General features: G+C 72.9%; 15 protein-coding genes. 8 read left to right on the forward strand and 7 right to left on the reverse strand.

The features are described from left to right. The first annotated feature begins 519 nt into the window (after positions 1 to 519). The 3 genes from ACZ6YG_RS06305 (at position 520) to ACZ6YG_RS06315 (ending at position 2,968) form a co-directional block, all read left to right on the forward strand. Positions 520 to 1,404, forward strand: coding sequence for a pseudouridine synthase (locus tag ACZ6YG_RS06305; protein WP_308249218.1), 885 nt, complete (start codon positions 520 to 522; stop codon positions 1,402 to 1,404). A gap of 69 nt (positions 1,405 to 1,473) precedes the next feature. Next, complete coding sequence (gene aroH / locus ACZ6YG_RS06310) at positions 1,474 to 1,833, forward strand: chorismate mutase (RefSeq protein ID WP_148032581.1); 360 nt, start codon at positions 1,474 to 1,476, stop codon at positions 1,831 to 1,833. 52 nt (positions 1,834 to 1,885) lie between these two features. Next, positions 1,886 to 2,968: a prephenate dehydrogenase gene (locus ACZ6YG_RS06315; protein WP_148032580.1), complete on the forward strand. Its 1,083-nt coding sequence runs from the start codon at positions 1,886 to 1,888 to the stop codon at positions 2,966 to 2,968. 45 nt (positions 2,969 to 3,013) lie between these two features. On the opposite strand, the gene ACZ6YG_RS06320 is transcribed toward ACZ6YG_RS06315, so the two are convergent. Further along, positions 3,014 to 3,208, reverse strand: coding sequence for a DUF2795 domain-containing protein (locus ACZ6YG_RS06320; protein ID WP_148032579.1), 195 nt, complete (start codon positions 3,206 to 3,208; stop codon positions 3,014 to 3,016). A 20-nt stretch (positions 3,209 to 3,228) separates the two neighbouring features. Next, positions 3,229 to 4,077 (reverse strand): glycosyltransferase family 2 protein, encoded by an 849-nt coding sequence (locus tag ACZ6YG_RS06325; protein ID WP_261808654.1) that lies wholly within the window; start codon positions 4,075 to 4,077, stop codon positions 3,229 to 3,231. A 105-nt stretch (positions 4,078 to 4,182) separates the two neighbouring features. Between ACZ6YG_RS06325 and ACZ6YG_RS06330 the strand changes: the two genes are divergently transcribed. From ACZ6YG_RS06330 to aspS, 5 genes are all read left to right on the forward strand, one after another. Continuing rightward, on the forward strand, positions 4,183 to 4,809 hold the full coding sequence (locus ACZ6YG_RS06330) for a TetR/AcrR family transcriptional regulator (RefSeq protein WP_466017358.1): 627 nt from the start codon (positions 4,183 to 4,185) through the stop codon (positions 4,807 to 4,809). Beyond that, positions 4,806 to 6,167: a carotenoid oxygenase family protein gene (locus tag ACZ6YG_RS06335; RefSeq protein ID WP_466017359.1), complete on the forward strand. Its 1,362-nt coding sequence runs from the start codon at positions 4,806 to 4,808 to the stop codon at positions 6,165 to 6,167. The genes ACZ6YG_RS06330 and ACZ6YG_RS06335 overlap by 4 nt, the downstream gene beginning before the upstream one ends. A 70-nt stretch (positions 6,168 to 6,237) precedes the next feature. Further along, a complete protein-coding gene (gene cmk / locus ACZ6YG_RS06340) occupies positions 6,238 to 6,894 on the forward strand; it encodes a (d)CMP kinase (protein WP_261808653.1) in 657 nt (218 codons plus the stop codon). Positions 6,895 to 6,924: 30 nt separating this feature from the next. Then, positions 6,925 to 8,319 carry a ribosome biogenesis GTPase Der gene (gene der, locus ACZ6YG_RS06345; protein ID WP_466017360.1) on the forward strand — a complete coding sequence of 465 codons (1,395 nt, stop codon included), beginning with the start codon at positions 6,925 to 6,927 and terminating at the stop codon, positions 8,317 to 8,319. 261 nt (positions 8,320 to 8,580) lie between these two features. Continuing rightward, positions 8,581 to 9,843 carry an aspartate--tRNA(Asn) ligase gene (gene aspS, locus ACZ6YG_RS06350; protein ID WP_466017361.1) on the forward strand — a complete coding sequence of 421 codons (1,263 nt, stop codon included), beginning with the start codon at positions 8,581 to 8,583 and terminating at the stop codon, positions 9,841 to 9,843. Positions 9,844 to 9,880: 37 nt separating this feature from the next. Here aspS and ACZ6YG_RS06355 read toward each other — a convergent pair whose 3' ends face one another. The 5 genes from ACZ6YG_RS06355 to ACZ6YG_RS06375 form a co-directional block, all read right to left on the reverse strand. Further along, positions 9,881 to 11,206: a lipopolysaccharide biosynthesis protein gene (locus tag ACZ6YG_RS06355; RefSeq protein ID WP_466017362.1), complete on the reverse strand. Its 1,326-nt coding sequence runs from the start codon at positions 11,204 to 11,206 to the stop codon at positions 9,881 to 9,883. Next, the gene (locus ACZ6YG_RS06360) at positions 11,196 to 12,500 is read right to left on the reverse strand and encodes a DegT/DnrJ/EryC1/StrS family aminotransferase (protein WP_466017363.1); all 1,305 of its coding nucleotides are present in this window, start codon (positions 12,498 to 12,500) and stop codon (positions 11,196 to 11,198) included. The genes ACZ6YG_RS06355 and ACZ6YG_RS06360 overlap by 11 nt, the downstream gene beginning before the upstream one ends. Before the next feature lie 79 nt (positions 12,501 to 12,579). Further along, on the reverse strand, positions 12,580 to 13,668 hold the full coding sequence (locus tag ACZ6YG_RS06365; protein WP_271278143.1) for a GNAT family N-acetyltransferase: 1,089 nt from the start codon (positions 13,666 to 13,668) through the stop codon (positions 12,580 to 12,582). Between the two features lie 67 nt (positions 13,669 to 13,735). Next, positions 13,736 to 15,265, reverse strand: a complete 1,530-nt coding sequence (locus ACZ6YG_RS06370) for an MFS transporter (protein ID WP_466017364.1) — start codon at positions 15,263 to 15,265, stop codon at positions 13,736 to 13,738. Continuing rightward, positions 15,262 to 15,912 carry an LppX_LprAFG lipoprotein gene (locus tag ACZ6YG_RS06375; RefSeq protein ID WP_271278145.1) on the reverse strand — a complete coding sequence of 217 codons (651 nt, stop codon included), beginning with the start codon at positions 15,910 to 15,912 and terminating at the stop codon, positions 15,262 to 15,264. Before ACZ6YG_RS06375 ends, ACZ6YG_RS06370 begins: the two co-directional genes overlap by 4 nt. Positions 15,913 to 15,951: the final 39 nt, after the last annotated feature.

Below are 15,951 nucleotides of genomic sequence, written 5' to 3' on the forward strand. Positions count from 1 at the left end.
GGCGGGGAGTTCCGTGGTGACCGTCGGGGTTCGCGGGATGACCGTGGCGGGTTCCGTCGTGATGATGCGCGTGGGTCTTCAGGCGGTTCGTTCCGGCGTGATGACGCGCGTGGGTCCTCCGGCGGGTCCTTCCGTCGCGATGACGCGCGTGGGTCCTACCGGCGTGATGACGCGCGCGGAAGCTCGCGTGGGGAGGACCGGTACGGCCGGGACCAGGGCGACGGACGTGACTCGCCGCGCGCCCGCAGGGACGGCGGTACGCGGGCCACGTACGGGCATGACGGCGGCCGTTCCGAGCGGCCCGCGCGGGACGACCTCGGTCTCTCCGGCGAGGACATCGAGTACGAGTCCTCCGGCGGCGGCCGTGCGGAGGAGCGCGGCGGGTTCCGGGTGGACCGGAGCGGGCGCAGGGAAGGCCCCCAGGGTTCGTCGCGGGCCCGTTACGGCAGGCGCGACGAAGGAGACCGCGGCGGCGCGGGCCGCACGCCCCGGCGGGACGAAGGCGCCCGCAGCGGGCGGGTGTCCAAGCGCGACGGCGTCCACACGCTGGGCGACTCGCGGCGCGGCGCCGGAGACCGGGCCACGCCCAAGGACCGGTTCAAGACCGCACGCCAGCCCGTCCGCGACCGCGACTTCTACCCCGAGGGCTACACCGACGAACGCGACACCACCGAGGTCCCGGGCGGGGTGCGCCTGCAGAAGGTGCTCGCCCAGGCCGGGGTCGCCAGCCGCAGGGCCTGCGAGGAGATGATCGGCGACGGCCGCGTCACCGTGGACGGCCAGGTGGTGCGCAGGTTCGGCGCCAAGGTCGACCCGGCCAAGCAGGTCATCCACGTCGACGGCAGGCGTATCCCGACCGCGCCCGACCTGGTCTACTACGCGCTGAACAAGCCGATCGGCGTGGTGTCGACCATGGAGGACCCGCAGGGCCGGCCGTGCCTGGCCGACTTCGTGGAGGAGCTGGCTCCGCGGCTGTTCCACGTGGGCAGGCTTGACACCGAGACCGAGGGCCTGCTGCTGCTCACCAACGACGGCGAGCTGGCCAACCGGCTCACCCACCCGAGCTACGGGGTGCCGAAGAAGTACTGGGCCAAGGTGCCCGGCCCGATCCCGCGCGACCTGGGCCGCCGGCTCAAGCAGGGCATCGAGCTGGAGGACGGCATCGCCAAGGCCGACGACTTCCAGATCGTGCAGGAGCACGGCCAGCAGGCGCTGGTCGAGGTGGTGCTGCACGAGGGGCGCAAGCACGTCGTACGACGCATGCTGGAGGAGTCCGGCCACCGGGTCATCGACCTGGCCCGCATCGAGTTCGGCCCGGTGAAGCTGGGCCGCACCAAGCCCGGCACGCTCAGGGCGCTGACGCTGCGTGAGGTCGGCGAATTGTACGCCGCGGTGAAGCTGTAACCTGGCCACGACGCTGGAGCCCGTGCGAATCTCCGCACGGGCTCTCCCGCTATAGAAGGAGCGAAGCGCATGGTGCGGGCGATCCGCGGCGCGATCCAGGTGGACGCCGACGACCGTAACTCGATCATCGAGGGGACGACCGAGCTGGTCGCCCAGGTCATGGAGCGCAACGAGCTCACCACGGACGACGTGATCAGTGTGCTGTTCACCGCCACTCCCGACCTGACGGCGGAGTTCCCGGCGCTGGCGGCGCGCAAGCTGGGGTTCCACGAGGTGCCGCTGATCTGCTGCACCGAGATCGGCGTGCCGGGTGCGCTGCCCAGGGTGGTGCGGCTCATGGCGCATGTCGAGACCGATCGGCCCCGCTCGGCGATCCAGCATGTGTATCTGCGCGGCGCCGTCGCGCTCCGTCAGGACATCGCCCAATAAATCGCCCAATAATCTGCCCGTACGACTCCCGTACCGAAATCAGGACAACGACATGGCCTCCGAACTCCGCACCGTGCTGGTTGTGGGCACCGGTCTCATCGGCACCTCGCTGGCGCTCGCGCTGCGCAAGCACGAGGTGCGCGTGCTGCTCGCCGACCGAGACCAGGGGGCCGTGCGGCTCGCGCGCGAGCTCGGCGCCGGTGAGGAGTGGCGGCCCGGCGAGAGCGCCGACCTGGCGGTGATCGCGGTGCCGCCCGGTTACGTCGCCACCGAGCTGCGGCGGCTGCAGGAGGGCGGCGCGGCGCGGTTCTTCACCGACGTGGCCAGCGTCAAGGCGGAGCCGATCGACCGGGCGCGCGAGCTGGGCTGTGACCTGTCCGCGTACGTGGCCTCGCACCCGCTGGCGGGCCGTGAGCGGTCCGGGCCGGGCGCGGCCAGGGCCGACCTGTTCCTGGGGCGGCCGTGGGCGTTCTGTCCCACGCCCGAGGCGTCCGCGGAGGCGACGGCGGCGGTGCTGCGGCTGATCGAGCTGTGCGGCGCGAACGCGGTCGAGGTCGACGCGGCCGAGCACGACCGGGCGGTCGCGGTGATCTCGCACGCCCCGCACGTCGCGGCCTCGGCGGTGGCGGCTCGCTTGGCCGACGCCTCCGATGTGGCGCTCGGCCTGGCCGGTCAGGGGGTGCGCGACGTGACCAGGATCGCCGGCGGTGATCCCGGCCTGTGGCTGGGCATCCTGTCCGGCAACTCGGCCCCGGTCGCCGAGGTGCTGGAGGCGGTCTCCCGTGACCTGGCGGAGGCGGCGTCGGCGCTGCGGGCGCTGTCCGGGGGCGACGGCACCGCGTCCGGCGAGCTGACCCAGCTGCTCAAGCGCGGGGTCGTGGGCCACGGGCGGATCCCGGGCAAGCACGGCGGCCCGGCTTCCGCGTACGCCGTCGTCCAGGTCGTCATCGGTGACAGTCCGGGCCAGCTGGCGCGGCTGTTCCAGGTGTGCGACGAGGTCGGGGTCAACGTCGAGGACGTCCGCCTGGAGCACGCTCCCGGCCTGCCCCTGGGCGTGGCCGAGCTGTCGGTGCAGCCCGACGCGGCCGGCTCGCTGAGCCAGGCCCTGCGCGAGCGCGGCTGGCAGGTGCCGTAGCGGCATGGTGAAGGGTCCCGGCGTGGTGCCGGGACCCTAGGTGGTTCAGCGCCGGGTGATCGCTTGGCTGACGGCGTTGGGGCCGTCGTACTCGCGGTCGGGCATGGCTTCCAGGGCGCGCATCGTGTCCTGGTCGGCGCCGTGTTTGCGGGCGGCCTCCAGCAGGTCGGCCTTGGAGGCCGGGTAGTCGACACCCTTGAGGTGCTTCTGCAGCTGGATCGGGTTCGGTGCTGTAGTCATAACCCATTGCTACCCAAAAGTCACAGATTGTAACGATCAAGCGCCTTTCGTGCTCGTTCGACCTCCGGCGGCAGTGCCTCGCGCCGGGCCAGGGCGCGGCGGATCCGGGGGAGGGCGTCGAGCAGGCCGCGCCGGCCCGCCCTGCCTTGACGCAGGGCGTCCAGCGACCGCCGGGCCACCACCGGCCACGGACGGCGCAGCACGGCCGTCAGCAGCGCGTTGCGCGCCGCCAGGGCCTGCCGGGCCGCAGGGTCGCGGGGAGGCGTCGGGTGGTGGTGTGCCACCACGTCGTCGGCGTAGGCGAGACCCCAGCCGCGCGCGGCCAGGTCCAGCGCCAGCCGCTCCTCCTCGCCGAAGAAGAACACCACGTCGTCGAAGCCGCCGGCCTCCAGGAAGGCGTCCCTGCGCACCACCGCGCCGCACGCCAGGAAGCCGAGCACGCTCGGGCCGGGCAGGTCGGCGGCGACCCCCAGCGGCGAGCGGCGCATCTCCTCGCTGACCGGGTCGAGCCGCTCCTCGGGCCCCACCAGCAGGCGCGCGCCGAGCACGGCCAGGCGCGGGTGGGCGTCGAAGAGCCCGGCCGCCCGCTCCAGCGCCCCGGGCGCCCACCACGAGTCGTCGTCGGCGAAGGCCACGTACGGGGTCCGCGCCAGCCGCACGCCCACGTTGCGGGCGGGCGCGCCGAGGTTACGGCCGTTCTCCACGACCTGGACGTGCGGGTGGTGGCGGCGGACGAACCCGGCGGTGCCGTCGGTGGAACCGTTGTCCACCAAGATCACCGGGCCGCGATGGCGGGGGAGCGAGCGCTGCAGCGTGCGCAGGCGGTCGCGGGTCACCACCACCACCGTCACCTTGCTGTCAGCTCTCACGCACGGCTTCTCACCCGAGGGAGTCCGCTCATGCCTTGACGGGCCGGGGAAGCCGGGATAGAAAGACGGTAACAGCGTTACCGAGAAGAAACGGCGTTACCGAACATGAGCGTGACCGCGTACCAGCAGGCCCAGCAGGAGGGGCAGGGCGTCGTGCGGGCAGTGATCCTCGACGCCGCCAAGAGCCTGCTGATCGGCGAGGGGCCCGCGGCGCTGACCGTGCGGCGCATCGCCGGCGAGGCCGGCTGTTCCACCAAGGTCATCTACACGCTGTTCGGCGGCAAGGACGGGCTCTGCCGGGCGCTCTGGCTGGAGGGTTTCGCCCGGTTCGAGCGGCGGCTGCTGGAGGTGCCCCACGACGACGACCCGCTGGAGCGGCTGCGGGCCGGCGTCGCCGCCTACCGGGAGTACGCGCTGGAGGAGCCGGAGTACTACCGGCTGATGTTTCAGGGCGCCCTGTCCGGCTACATCCCCGACGAGGCGGCCAGGGATGCCGCCCGGCGGACGTTCCGCCTGCTCGTGGGCGGCGTGCGGCGCTGCCTCGACGAGGGGCGGCTGCGCGGCGGCGACGCCGCGGAGATCGCCGACGTGCTCTGGATGGCCATGCACGGCGCGGTGAGCCTGGAGCTCTCCGGCTTCTTCGACCGGGCCGAGGCCGGGCGCCGCTACCGGCTGCTGTGGACCTCGGTGCTGCATCCCTTCCTCGTTCCAGACGAGAGGACCACCCCATGACGTCCCACCCGTACCGCGACGGCTTCGCCCCCGTCACCGAGGAGATCACCGCCTACGACCTGGAGGTGACCGGCCGGATCCCGGCCGAGCTGAACGGCCGCTACCTGCGCAACGGCCCCAACCCGCTGAGCCTGGACGACCCGTCCGCCTCCCACCTGTTCCTCGGCGAAGGCATGATCCACGGCGTGCGGCTGCGCGACGGCCGCGCCGAGTGGTACCGCAACCGGTGGGTGCGCAACGCCGCCGTGGCCCGGCGGCTCGGCGAGGAGCCGCGCTCCACGCTCACCCACGAGGGCATGGACTTCGCCCCCAACACCCACGTGCTCGGCATCGCCGGGCGCACCCTGGCCACCGTCGAGGCCGGGGCACTCCCGTACGAGATGAGCTACGAGCTCGACACCATCGGCCCGTGCGACTTCGACGGCGGCCTGCCCGGCGGGTTCGCCGCCCACACCCACCTCGACCCGGCCACCGGCGAGCTGCACGCCATGGCGTACTTCTTCGGCTGGGACCACCACCAGCACATCGTGCTCGACGACAAGGGCACGGTCGTGCGGACCATGGACATCCCGATCGCCGACGCGCCCATGCTGCACGACTTCGCGCTCACCGAGAAGTACGTGGTCATCTACGACCTGCCGGTCACCTTCAGCATGGCCCACGCCGAGCAGGGCGCCTCGCTGCCGTACGCGTGGAACCCCGGCCACGCCTCAAGGGTCGGCCTGCTGTCGCGGGCGACCGGCGAGGTGAGCTGGGTGGAGGTGCCGCCGTGCTGGGTCTTCCACACGCTCAACGCCTACGACGACGGCGACCAGGTGGTGGTCGACCTGGTGCGTTACCCGCAGCGGTTCGTCGACGCCCGGCTCGACCTGGGCGGCACGCCGACGCTCGACCGCTGGCGTGTCGACCCGGTCGCCGGCACCTTCACCGAGACGCGGCTGGACGACAGGGCGCAGGAGTTCCCGCGCATGGACGAGCGGCTGACCGGCAGGCCCTACCGCTACGGCTACACCGCGGCCGCCCGCGACCTGATCGACGTGGTCTATCCCGACGACACCGAGCTGGAGGACCTGCCCGACGAGGCGTTCGACAACACGCTGATCAAGCACGACCTGGCGGCGGGCACGCAGCAGGCCCGCCAGTTCGGAGTCGGCGCTTACGTGGGCGAGCCGGTGTTCGTGCCGTCGGGCGACGCGGAGGACGACGGGTACGTGCTCACCTTCGTCAACAACCCGGACAGAGGCGCGGCCGACCTGGTGATCCTGCCGGCGCAGGATTTCACCGGCGACCCGGTGGCCACCGTCCACCTGCCGGTCAGGGTGCCGCTGGGCTTCCACGGGAGCTGGGTCGCCGACTGACCGGCTCGTCGCGGTGGCGCGAGACGGTAACCTCGTGAGGTTGGGTCAGCACACGTGAAGAGGGAGAGCCGTGGCCGGTCTGGTCGTCGCCATGGACGGCCCTTCGGGGTCGGGCAAGTCGAGCGCGTCGCGCGGGGTGGCCCGCGCGCTGGGTCTGCGCTACCTGGACACCGGAGCGCAATACCGGGCGATGACCTGGTGGATCCTCCGGCAGGGCGTCGACCTCGCCGACTCCGCCACGATCGCGGCCCGCTGCGGCGAGCCTGAGATCGTCTCCGGCACCGACCCCGACAGCCCTGCCATCCACGTCGGCGCCGTCGACGTGGCGGGGCCGATCCGGGAGGACGAGGTCACCTCGGCGGTCTCCGCCGTGGCGGCGGTGCCCGAGGTGCGGGCCAGGCTCGTCGCCCTCCAGCGGGAGATCATCGGCGCCGGCGACATCGTGGTCGAGGGCCGCGACATCGGCACCGTCGTCGCCCCCGACGCCCCCGTCAAGATCTACCTGACGGCCAGCCCCGAGGCCCGCGCCCAGCGCCGGTCGGCGGAGCTGGCCGGCACCACGGCGGAGGCGCAGCAGGCGGCCCTGGCCAGGCGCGACACCCTCGACTCGACACGCAAGACGGATCCACTCTCGATGGCGGATGGCGCCGTCGAGCTCGACACCACCGCGCTCAACCTCGACGAGGTGATCGCGGAGGTGTTGAGACTGGTCAAGGAGCGCACCTGAGCGGTGCGGGACTCATAAGGATGAGACACCATGTCTACGGGGGATTGGGTCGAGGCTGAGCTCGACGATCTCGAGGTTTCCGGCGACGTCGGCGATAGCACGCCGCTGCCGGTCGTGGCCATCGTCGGGCGGCCGAACGTCGGCAAGTCCACGCTGGTCAACCGCATCATCGGCCGCCGGGAGGCGGTCGTGGAGGACGTGCCGGGGGTGACCCGCGACCGGGTGACCTACGAGGCCAACTGGCGCGGCCGCCGCTTCACCGTGGTCGACACCGGCGGGTGGGACCCTGACGCCACCGGCATGGGCCTGCGCATCGCCGAGCAGGCGCAGGTCGCGACCGAGCTGGCCGACGTGATCGTGTTCGTGGTCGACGCGACCGTGGGCGCCACCGACGCCGACGAGATCGTCGGCTCCGTGCTGCGCCAGTCGGGCAAGCCGGTGATCCTGGCCGCCAACAAGGTCGACAACCAGCAGGTCGAGCTGGAGGCCGCCGCGCTGTGGTCGCTCGGCCTCGGCGAGCCCTACCCCGTCTCCGCGCTGCACGGCCGCGCCAGCGGCGACCTGCTCGACGTGGTGCTCGACGCGCTGCCCGAGACCCCGCGCGAGCGCTTCGCCGACGAGCGCGGCCCCTACCGGGTGGCGCTGCTCGGCAAGCCCAACGTCGGCAAGTCCTCCCTGCTCAACAAGCTGGCGGGGGAGGAGCGGGTGTTGGTCGACCCGATGGCCGGCACCACCCGCGACCCCGTCGACGAGCTGATCGAGCTGGGCGGCCGCACCTGGCGGTTCGTCGACACGGCCGGCATCCGGCGGCGCGACCGCGAGCTGCAGGGCGCCGACTTCTACGCCGCCATGCGCACCCGCTCCGCGCTGGAGCGCTCGGAGGTGGCGGTCGTGCTCATCGACGCCAGCGAGCCCCTCACCGAGCAGGACCTGCGCATCATCGGCCTGGTGATCGAGTCCGGCCGGGCCATGGTGGTCGCGTTCAACAAGTGGGACCTCGTCGACGAGGACCGCCGCTACTACCTGGAGAAGGAGATCGACCGGCAGCTCGTCCGCACCCCGTGGGCGCTGCGGGTCAACATCTCCGCCAAGACCGGCCGCCACGTCGACCGGCTGGTGCCGGCCCTGGAGCGGGCGCTGGAGTCCTGGGCGACCCGGGTGCCGACGTCCCGGCTGAACGCGTTCCTGACCGAGCTGGTGCAGCAGACGCCGCCCCCGGTGCGCGGCGGCAAGCAGCCGAAGATCCTGTTCGCCACACAGGCGTCGATCGAGCCGCCCAAGTTCGTCCTGTTCACCTCCGGCTGGCTGGAGGACACCTACCGGCGCTTCATCGAGCGGCGGCTGCGCGAGGAGTTCGGCTTCGCCGGCTCGCCGATCGAGGTCACGATGAAGATCAGGGAGAAGCGCCAGAAAAAGGATCGCTGATACCATCGTCGGCAACGCGTCGACGGAGACGAGTAGCCGGGGTCCACGCGGGCCGAGAGAGCCGCCGATGCTGTGAAGGCGGTCCCGCGCCCCCGGTGAAGACACTCCTGAGTGCGGGGAGGAAATGCCCCGCCGGCCTGACCCCCGTCACCGGGTCCGAGAGGCCGCCCTTTCCCGGGCGGCGAAAGTGCGGTGGCACCGGGAGCTCCCTTCTCCCCCGCACTCCCAAGGGGTCATACACCTTCCTCATCAGGAGCTGTCATGATCTCTCGTGTCCTGTCCGCCGAGCTCGCCGAGCACGCCGGGCAACGAGTGACGATCGCCGGCTGGGTCCATCGCCGCCGGCTGCTGAAATCCGTGTCCTTCCTCGTCGTCAGGGACCGCTCAGGGCTGGCCCAGGCGGTCACCGCGGGCGACCTGCCCGCCGAGGAGAGCGTCGTCCAGGTCACCGGCAGGGTGACCGTCAACCCGCAGGCGCCGGGCGGCGCCGAGTTGACCGAGCCGGAGATCGAGCTGCTGTCACGGCCGGTCGAGCCTCCGCCGTTCGACCTGTTCAGGCCCGTGGTGGCGGCGACGCTGCCGACGGTGCTCGACCACGCGCCCGCCGCCCTGCGCCATCCGGCGCTGCGGGCGCCTCTGGAGATCTCGGCCGCGAGCGTGGCGGGGTTCCGCGCAGCGCTGGACCGGCTGGGGTTCACCGAGGTGCACACCCCGAAGATCGTCGCGTCGGCCACCGAGTCCGGCGCGAACGTGTTCGGCATCGACTACTTCGGCCGGCCCGCCTACCTCGCCCAGTCGCCGCAGTTCTACAAGCAGGCGATGGTGGGCGTGTTCGAGCGGGTGTACGAAGTGGGGCCGGTCTTCCGGGCCGAGCCGCACGACACCGTACGCCACCTGGCCCAGTACACCAGCCTCGACGCCGAGCTGGGCTTCGTCCGCGACCACCGGGACGTGATGGCGGTGCTGCGCGAGGCCGTGGCGGGCATGCTGGAGTCGGTACGCGAGCGCGCCGCCCCGGCCGTGGCCCTGCTCGGCGCCGAGCTGCCGGGGGTGCCCGACGAGATCCCGGCGATCCACTTCACCGAGGCGCAGCGGATGACGGGCGAGGACGAGCCCGACCTCTCACCCGCCCAGGAGCGGTGGCTGTCGGAGTGGGCGCTGAAGGAGCACGGCTCGGAGTTCCTGTTCGTCACCGGCTACCCGATGGCCAAACGGCCCTTCTACACCCATCCCGACCCCGGCAGGCCCGGCTACTCCAACGGCTTCGACCTGCTCTTCCGCGGCCTGGAGCTGGTGACCGGCGGGCAGCGGCTGCACCGCCATCAGGACTACCTGGACGCGCTGGCCGCCGGCGGTGAGAGCGCGGAGCCGTACGAGGGATATCTGCGGACGTTCGCGTACGGGATGCCCCCGCACGGCGGGTTCGCCATCGGGCTGGAGCGGTGGACGGCGCGCCTGACGGGCGCGGCGAACATCCGCCAGGTCACCGCGTTCCCGCGCGACCTGCACCGCCTCACGCCGTAGCGGCCCGGCCCGCCGTCCGGGCTCACCGGACGGCGGGTCAGCCGGTACGGGGGAGCGCCAGCACCTTGCGCAGTCCGGGCAGCACGCACAGCCCGGTCACCGTCTGGCTGATCAGCAGGGCGTAGCCGACGCCGGTGACGCCCGCCACCGGGAACAGCGCGATCACGGTGGCGAACACCAGCAGCGTCATGCCGATCTGCACGGTGGCCAGCTTCCTGGCCTCGCTGCGGGCCCGCAGCGTGCCGAGCCGGATCTCCACCAGCGCCATCGGCAGCACCCCGACGGCCATCAGCCGCAGCAGCGGCGTGCCGGCCTCGGCCAGCTCGGGCCCGAACACCCGCAGGATCAGCGGCGCCCCGGCCACCACGACGGCCACCACCGGCCCGACGATCAGGAAGGTGCGGCGCAGCGCGTCGCGGGTGCTCCGCGCCAGCCGCCCGGCGTCGAGCGAGCCTTCGACGGTCAGCGAGACCGCCATGTTGGCCGCCAGCAGCCCCATCATGCAGCCGAGCGTGTGGGAGATGGAGAAGTAGCCGAACAGCTCGGCGTCGTTGAGCCAGGCGCCCACCATGACCGGCACCAGGTAGAGCACGAGCAGCGTGGACAGGGTGCCGGAGAAGTCGCCGGCCACGAACCGGCCGATCTCCCGCAGCCGCGGCGGGGTGGCGTTCGCGCCGGTGCGGGCCACGTGCCGGGGCACCGCCACCTTGAAGATCAGCAAGGTGACCGGGATGAGGGCGAGCGCCGTGGGCACCATCCACGAGACGAAGATCCCGCCGTACAGCCCGCCCACCGGCAGGGCCCCGGCCAGCACGACCAGCAGCACCATCTTGGCCAGCCCGAACACCGTGCTGTTGACCGGCACCCAGACGGCCTGCCGGAGCCCGGCGAGCACCACGTCCTGCAAGGTGAAGATCGTCCACACCAGCACCGACGCGAGGAACACCACCGCGGGCACGAACCCGGCCAGCTCCCCGTAGGCGGGCCCCCACAACGGCAGCGTCAGCAGGAACCCGAGCGCCGCCAGCACCGCCGTGATGCCGGCCACCCCGTAGCCGCGCAGCACCAGCCCGCCCGTGCCGCGCCCCGACACCGGGATGAACCGGGCCATCACCCCCACGAACGCCAGCCCGACGAGCGAGGAGAACAGCCGCATCGCCGTGATCATGAGCTGGCCCTGGCCGAACGCGGCCGGGTCGTACAGCCGCACGGCCAGGAACCAGTAGCCCAGCCCGAGCAGCGCCGTGACCGCGGTGTTGACCATGAGGGCGTAGCCCTGGAGGAAGAGCGGGTCGCGCAGGTCGATGCGGAGCCGGGCGACCAGCCCGGTCCGGCGCGGGACCGCCCCTGTGTCACTCGTCATCAGGAGGCGGTCCTTCCAGCGGCGGCCGGACACCCAGCCGCTCCAGCAACGGGATCAGGCGACCGGCGTCGAGCGGGTCGGCGGGCAGCACGTGCCCCGTCCACCAGCGCGCGACACCGGGCGTGGGACCGCTGGGGATCAGACGCTCGGCATCGAGCCGGTCGGCGGTGGGGATCGGGCGGTCGGCATCGAGCCGGTCGGCGGTGGGGATCGGGCGGTCGCCGTCGAGCGGGTCGGCGGGGGGAATCGAGGGGTGGGCATCGAGCGGGTCGGCGGGCAGGATCGTGGTCAGGTAGTCGTCGAGGGGCGGGTCGTACACGAAGCCCGGCACCACGCCGTGCGACTCCAGCGCGGCCACGACCCGGTCGCGGTCGGCCACGAGCAGCGGGACCCGCAGCAGCGGCCGCACCGGCGCGTCCGTCACCCCAGGCGCGGCCCACGGGGTGGCGCGCAGCGCCGCGACCCCGGCCAGCCTGCGCTCCCGCTCGCGCCCGATGGCGCGGATCCGGGAACGGTGCAGGCGCAGCAGGGCGCGGCCGGGGCGCATCCGCCAGTCGTCCAGGTCGATGCGGAGCCACGGGTCCATCGCGTCCAGGTCGCCCGCCGCCTTGGCCACCTCGCCGGCGGTGGTCGGGTAGCGGTGGCCGGTCCACGTCATGAGGCCGAGCCGCTTGAGCGCGTGCCACACCGGCCGCACCAGCCCGGTCCGGTAGACCGCCTCCCGCAGCAGCGGCCGCAGCACGGCCGACACCTGGGCCCGCGCCGGGCCGGGCAGCAGCAGCTCCTCGCGGGCCGCGGCCAGCTCCCGCAGCGCGGCCGGATCGGCGGCCGTCAGGAAGCCGCCGGACATCGCCCGCCCGTGCTTGGCCAGGCTGAACACCCCGGCCTCGCCCCACAGCCCGGCCGGCCGGCCGTCGGCCTCCGTCTGGAAGGCGTGCGCGGCGTCGTCCACCAGCACCAGCCCGTGCCGGGCGCACGCGGCGCGCAGCCGGGCCACCCGGTCCGGCACCCCGTACAGATGCGTGGTGAGCACGCCCGCCAGCCCGGACCAGTCGACCCGGTCGACGTCGATGTTGCCGTCACGGGCCGAGACCGGCGCCATCACCGGCGTCAGCCCCGCGGCCAGGGCGACGAAGAGCACGGTCTCGCAGTTCGTCGGTGCGATCAGCACCCGGTCGCCGGGCCGGAACCAGTGGCGCAGCGCCAGCAGCAGCCCGAACCGGGCCGACGGCACGTGCAGGCAGCCCTGCCCGAGCCGCTCGCCCATCCGGGCCTCCAGCTCGGTCGCCCTCATGACGCCGTCCGTCGCGGGTCGCGGGTCCGGCCGGCCTCCACGACGCGACCCCGCGCTCGCCGGAGCCGGCCGGGGGACCTCACGAGGTCACCCGGCGCTTGCCGTAGCTCTTCAGCACCCGGTCGGCCAGCCGGTACAGCGCGGGCGTGCCGAGGACGGCCCGGCGGGCCAGCCGCACCGGCTCGGTGCGCGCCCAGTGGAGGCCCGCCCGCGCCGTCCGCCGCCGCACCACGCCCTCGGCCACCGGAACGGTCCTGCTGGCGAGCGCGTCCTTGTACTCGTAGCCGGCGCCCACGCTCAGGTCGATCGCGTCCAGCCCGGCCTCCGCCGCCGCCTCGGCCATCCGCAGATGCTGGATCAGCCCGGGGGAGTATTTGGCGAACTCCGGATCGTACGCGGGGAACCAGCCGACCAGCGTCGAGCGGCTGCGCAGCCCGAAGTGGCCGGCGACCGGCGTGCCGTCCGCGTACAGCATCGACAGCACGCCGCCGAAGTCCTTGGAGTCGATGGCGTGCAGCCGCTCCACCAGCTCCACCACCCACGGCCGGGCGAACCGGTCGGCGCGGCCGCTGCGCGCGTACTGCCCCGACTTCCACGTGCGCAGCAGCCGGAACTGCTCGACCTCGCCGGGGCTCACCGCGAACGTGGACGTCACCTCGCCCGCGTCGCGGCCGAGCTTGCGCTCCTTGTACTGGGTCGTCTTGAGGAACTTCGGCGACCGTTCGCGCAGCCCTTTCAGATAGGCCTGGTAGCCCTCGGTCAGATCGAGCACGACCGCGTCCTGCGTCAGAGTCACGTACGGGGCGAACCACGGCTGGTCCCGCACCAGGCAGCCGAACTCCCACACGTGCAGCCCGCACGCCCGCAGCAGCCTGCCCGCCTCGAACACGGCGCCAGGCCGGTGCACCACCCCCTGGCACAGCGACACCCACGCGCCGACGGCAGCCCCGACGCCGGAACGTTCCTCGTATGGGAGGAATCCGGCGATGCCGTCACCGTCGCGGATCACCGCGACCCGGACCCGGTCGCTGACCTCGCCCATCACCAGGGCGAAATCAGGGCTCAGGAACGGGTTGTCCAGATGAGGCTGCTCCCGTTGCATCTCCCGCCAGGCGTCGATCTCCGACGTCCCCAGTTCGCGCGGACGCAGAACACCGATCTCATACACGCTCGCCCCCTGCTTCTCGATGTGAGGAGGAACAGCGTAGTCCCGGTCGATGCTCCAGGAGTGGGAGTTATACGAGCGTTGAGCGTGTTGTGGAGCGACGCGGCATGAACCACGCCAGCGCCGCGCCGAGCAGGCAGATGAACGCCGTCACGAGGAACATCTCGGTGTACTCGACGTGCAGCGCGCCCCGCACCTCGGCGGTGTACTCGGCGAGCCGCCGGGCGTACTCGGCGGGTTCGACGCCGAACGGCACCGGCGTGTCGAGGTGCGCGGTCAGCGACTGGAAGCGGTAGAAACCCCAGGCCGAGACGGCGGCGATGCCGATCAGCATGCCCATCATCCTGGCCACCACGACCGCCGCCGACGCCACGCCGTGCTGCGCCGGCCGGGTCACCCGCAGCGCCGCCGCCGACACCGGCGCGATCACCAGGCCCACGCCCAGGCCCGCCACCACCAGCGTGGCGTCCATCATCAGCCGGGCGTCCGCCAGCTCCAGCGGCCATCGGCTCATCAGCCCGTAGCCGGCGGCGGCCACCAGCAGGCCCGCCGCGGTGACCACGCGGCCGCCGGACCGCCGCGTCAGCAGCCCGCCCAGCAGCGCCCCCACCGGCAGCGCGATCAGGAACCGGCCCAGCACCAGCGCCGCCTCCAGCGCCTCCAGGCCGAGCAGCGTCTGGGCGGTGAACTGCACGAACACCATCGTCACCAGCAGCGCCGCCCCGGTCAGGAAGCTCACGCCCAGCGTGGACAGCAGCGGGCCCTTGGGCACGCCCGTGAGATCGAGCAACCGCACGGGCGAGCGGATCTCCCACCAGACGAACGCCGCCCCCACCAGCGTGCCCGCCCCGATCAACGGCGGGCCCCAGGCGGGCAGCACGGCCGCGGCCGGGTCCGGGTTGTACAACCCCACCACCAGCAGCCCCAGCGCCAGCGCGAGTAACCCGCCCCCGACCCAGTCCACCCGCACCTTCACGGGAACCTCCGGCGGCACGCCCGCGCCGCTCCCGGCGGGGATGCCCCATTGCACGGCGAGGGCGGCGGCGAGCGCCAGGGGGAGGTTGATCCAGAAGATGGCGTGCCAGTCGCCCAGCTCCACCCCGAGCACCGCGAAGCTCGGGATCAGCGCCAGCACCCCGCCGTACACGGGCCCGAGCGCGCTGCCGAGCTCCTGGGCCGCGCCGACCGCTCCCAGCGCCACCGGCCGCTCGCGCTCGCCCCACAGGTCGCCGATGAGCGCCATGGTGATGGGCAGCAGCGCCCCTCCGGCGATCCCCTGGACGGTCCGGCCCGACACCACCATGATCTCGGACGACGCCAGCGCCGTCAGCACCGAGCCGGCCGCGAACGCCGCCAGGCAGGCGTGGATCAGCGGCCGTCTGCCGTAGCGGTCGGAAAGCTGCCCGAGCAGCGGCATCGCGGCCACGTAGCCGAGCAGGAAGCCCGTCACCACGGGTGTGGCCCGCTCCAGCCGGTTCAGCGGGATGCCGAGGTCGGTGGCGATGTCGATGAGGACGGTCACCACGACGTACGCGTCGAGCGCGGCCAGCAGCACCACCGCGCCGCCGACGCCGAGCGCGACCCGGCGCGCGCGCCTCATCCGGCCGACGGGGGCGGCGTGATCGTCACCGGCGCGTCGTAGTCGGCCAGCGTCACGCTCACGCTGCCGCCCTGCAGCGGCAGCTCGACCTTGGTGAGCCTGCTGGTGGCCTTGTCGACCCAGACCGTGCCGTTGACGGGCTGGGTGACTCCCGGCACGAGCGTGCCGAGCGTCTGCTCGGAGAACCCGGTCGCCACCCGGTAGGCGCCGCCCTCCTCGGCCTGGACCAGCGGGTCGGAGGCGGATTCGAGCAGCTGGGCGATGCCCTTGGCGGGGTCGAGGATCAGCGAGGGATCGTACAGCTGGGCCAGCTCCCGCCGGGTCAGCTTCTGGAAGCCGCCGGTCGGGCCCTTGAAGTGGACGGTGTCGCCGATCAGCGCGAAGGTGATCTCCTGGAGGCTGCCGAACACCTCCAGGGTGATGGTGCCGTCGGCGTCGCCCTGCGCCGTCAGCCGGCCGTCGGCCTTCTTGACCGGGACGTTCGGCTTGCCGTCCGTGGCGATCGAGAACGCCGCCGACTTCACCGACCGCATGGCCGCCGCGGCCTTCTTCATCAGGTCGGGCCCCGCGGGCAGCTCCTCGCCACCGCCGGACGAGCAGGCCGTGAGGCCCGCGACGAGGAGGACGAGGAGCAGCTTTCTCAGCATGAAGCGGATCGTAGCGAGCGGTGGCGCGCGCCGCGCGCG

The sequence above is a fragment of the Nonomuraea sp. NPDC054003 genome (assembly GCF_055585125.1).

Coding starts and splice junctions, on each gene's coding strand:
- der (WP_466017360.1), top strand. CDS start 6,925: ATGTCTACGGGGGATTGGGTCGAGGCTGAGCTCGACGATCTCGAGGTT.
- ACZ6YG_RS06355 (WP_466017362.1), bottom strand. CDS start 11,206: ATGACGAGTGACACAGGGGCGGTCCCGCGCCGGACCGGGCTGGTCGCC.
- ACZ6YG_RS06375 (WP_271278145.1), bottom strand. CDS start 15,912: ATGCTGAGAAAGCTGCTCCTCGTCCTCCTCGTCGCGGGCCTCACGGCC.
- ACZ6YG_RS06360 (WP_466017363.1), bottom strand. CDS start 12,500: ATGAGGGCGACCGAGCTGGAGGCCCGGATGGGCGAGCGGCTCGGGCAG.
- ACZ6YG_RS06330 (WP_466017358.1), top strand. CDS start 4,183: ATGAGCGTGACCGCGTACCAGCAGGCCCAGCAGGAGGGGCAGGGCGTC.
- ACZ6YG_RS06315 (WP_148032580.1), top strand. CDS start 1,886: ATGGCCTCCGAACTCCGCACCGTGCTGGTTGTGGGCACCGGTCTCATC.
- aroH (WP_148032581.1), top strand. CDS start 1,474: ATGGTGCGGGCGATCCGCGGCGCGATCCAGGTGGACGCCGACGACCGT.
- ACZ6YG_RS06335 (WP_466017359.1), top strand. CDS start 4,806: ATGACGTCCCACCCGTACCGCGACGGCTTCGCCCCCGTCACCGAGGAG.
- ACZ6YG_RS06320 (WP_148032579.1), bottom strand. CDS start 3,208: ATGACTACAGCACCGAACCCGATCCAGCTGCAGAAGCACCTCAAGGGT.
- aspS (WP_466017361.1), top strand. CDS start 8,581: ATGATCTCTCGTGTCCTGTCCGCCGAGCTCGCCGAGCACGCCGGGCAA.
- ACZ6YG_RS06370 (WP_466017364.1), bottom strand. CDS start 15,265: ATGAGGCGCGCGCGCCGGGTCGCGCTCGGCGTCGGCGGCGCGGTGGTG.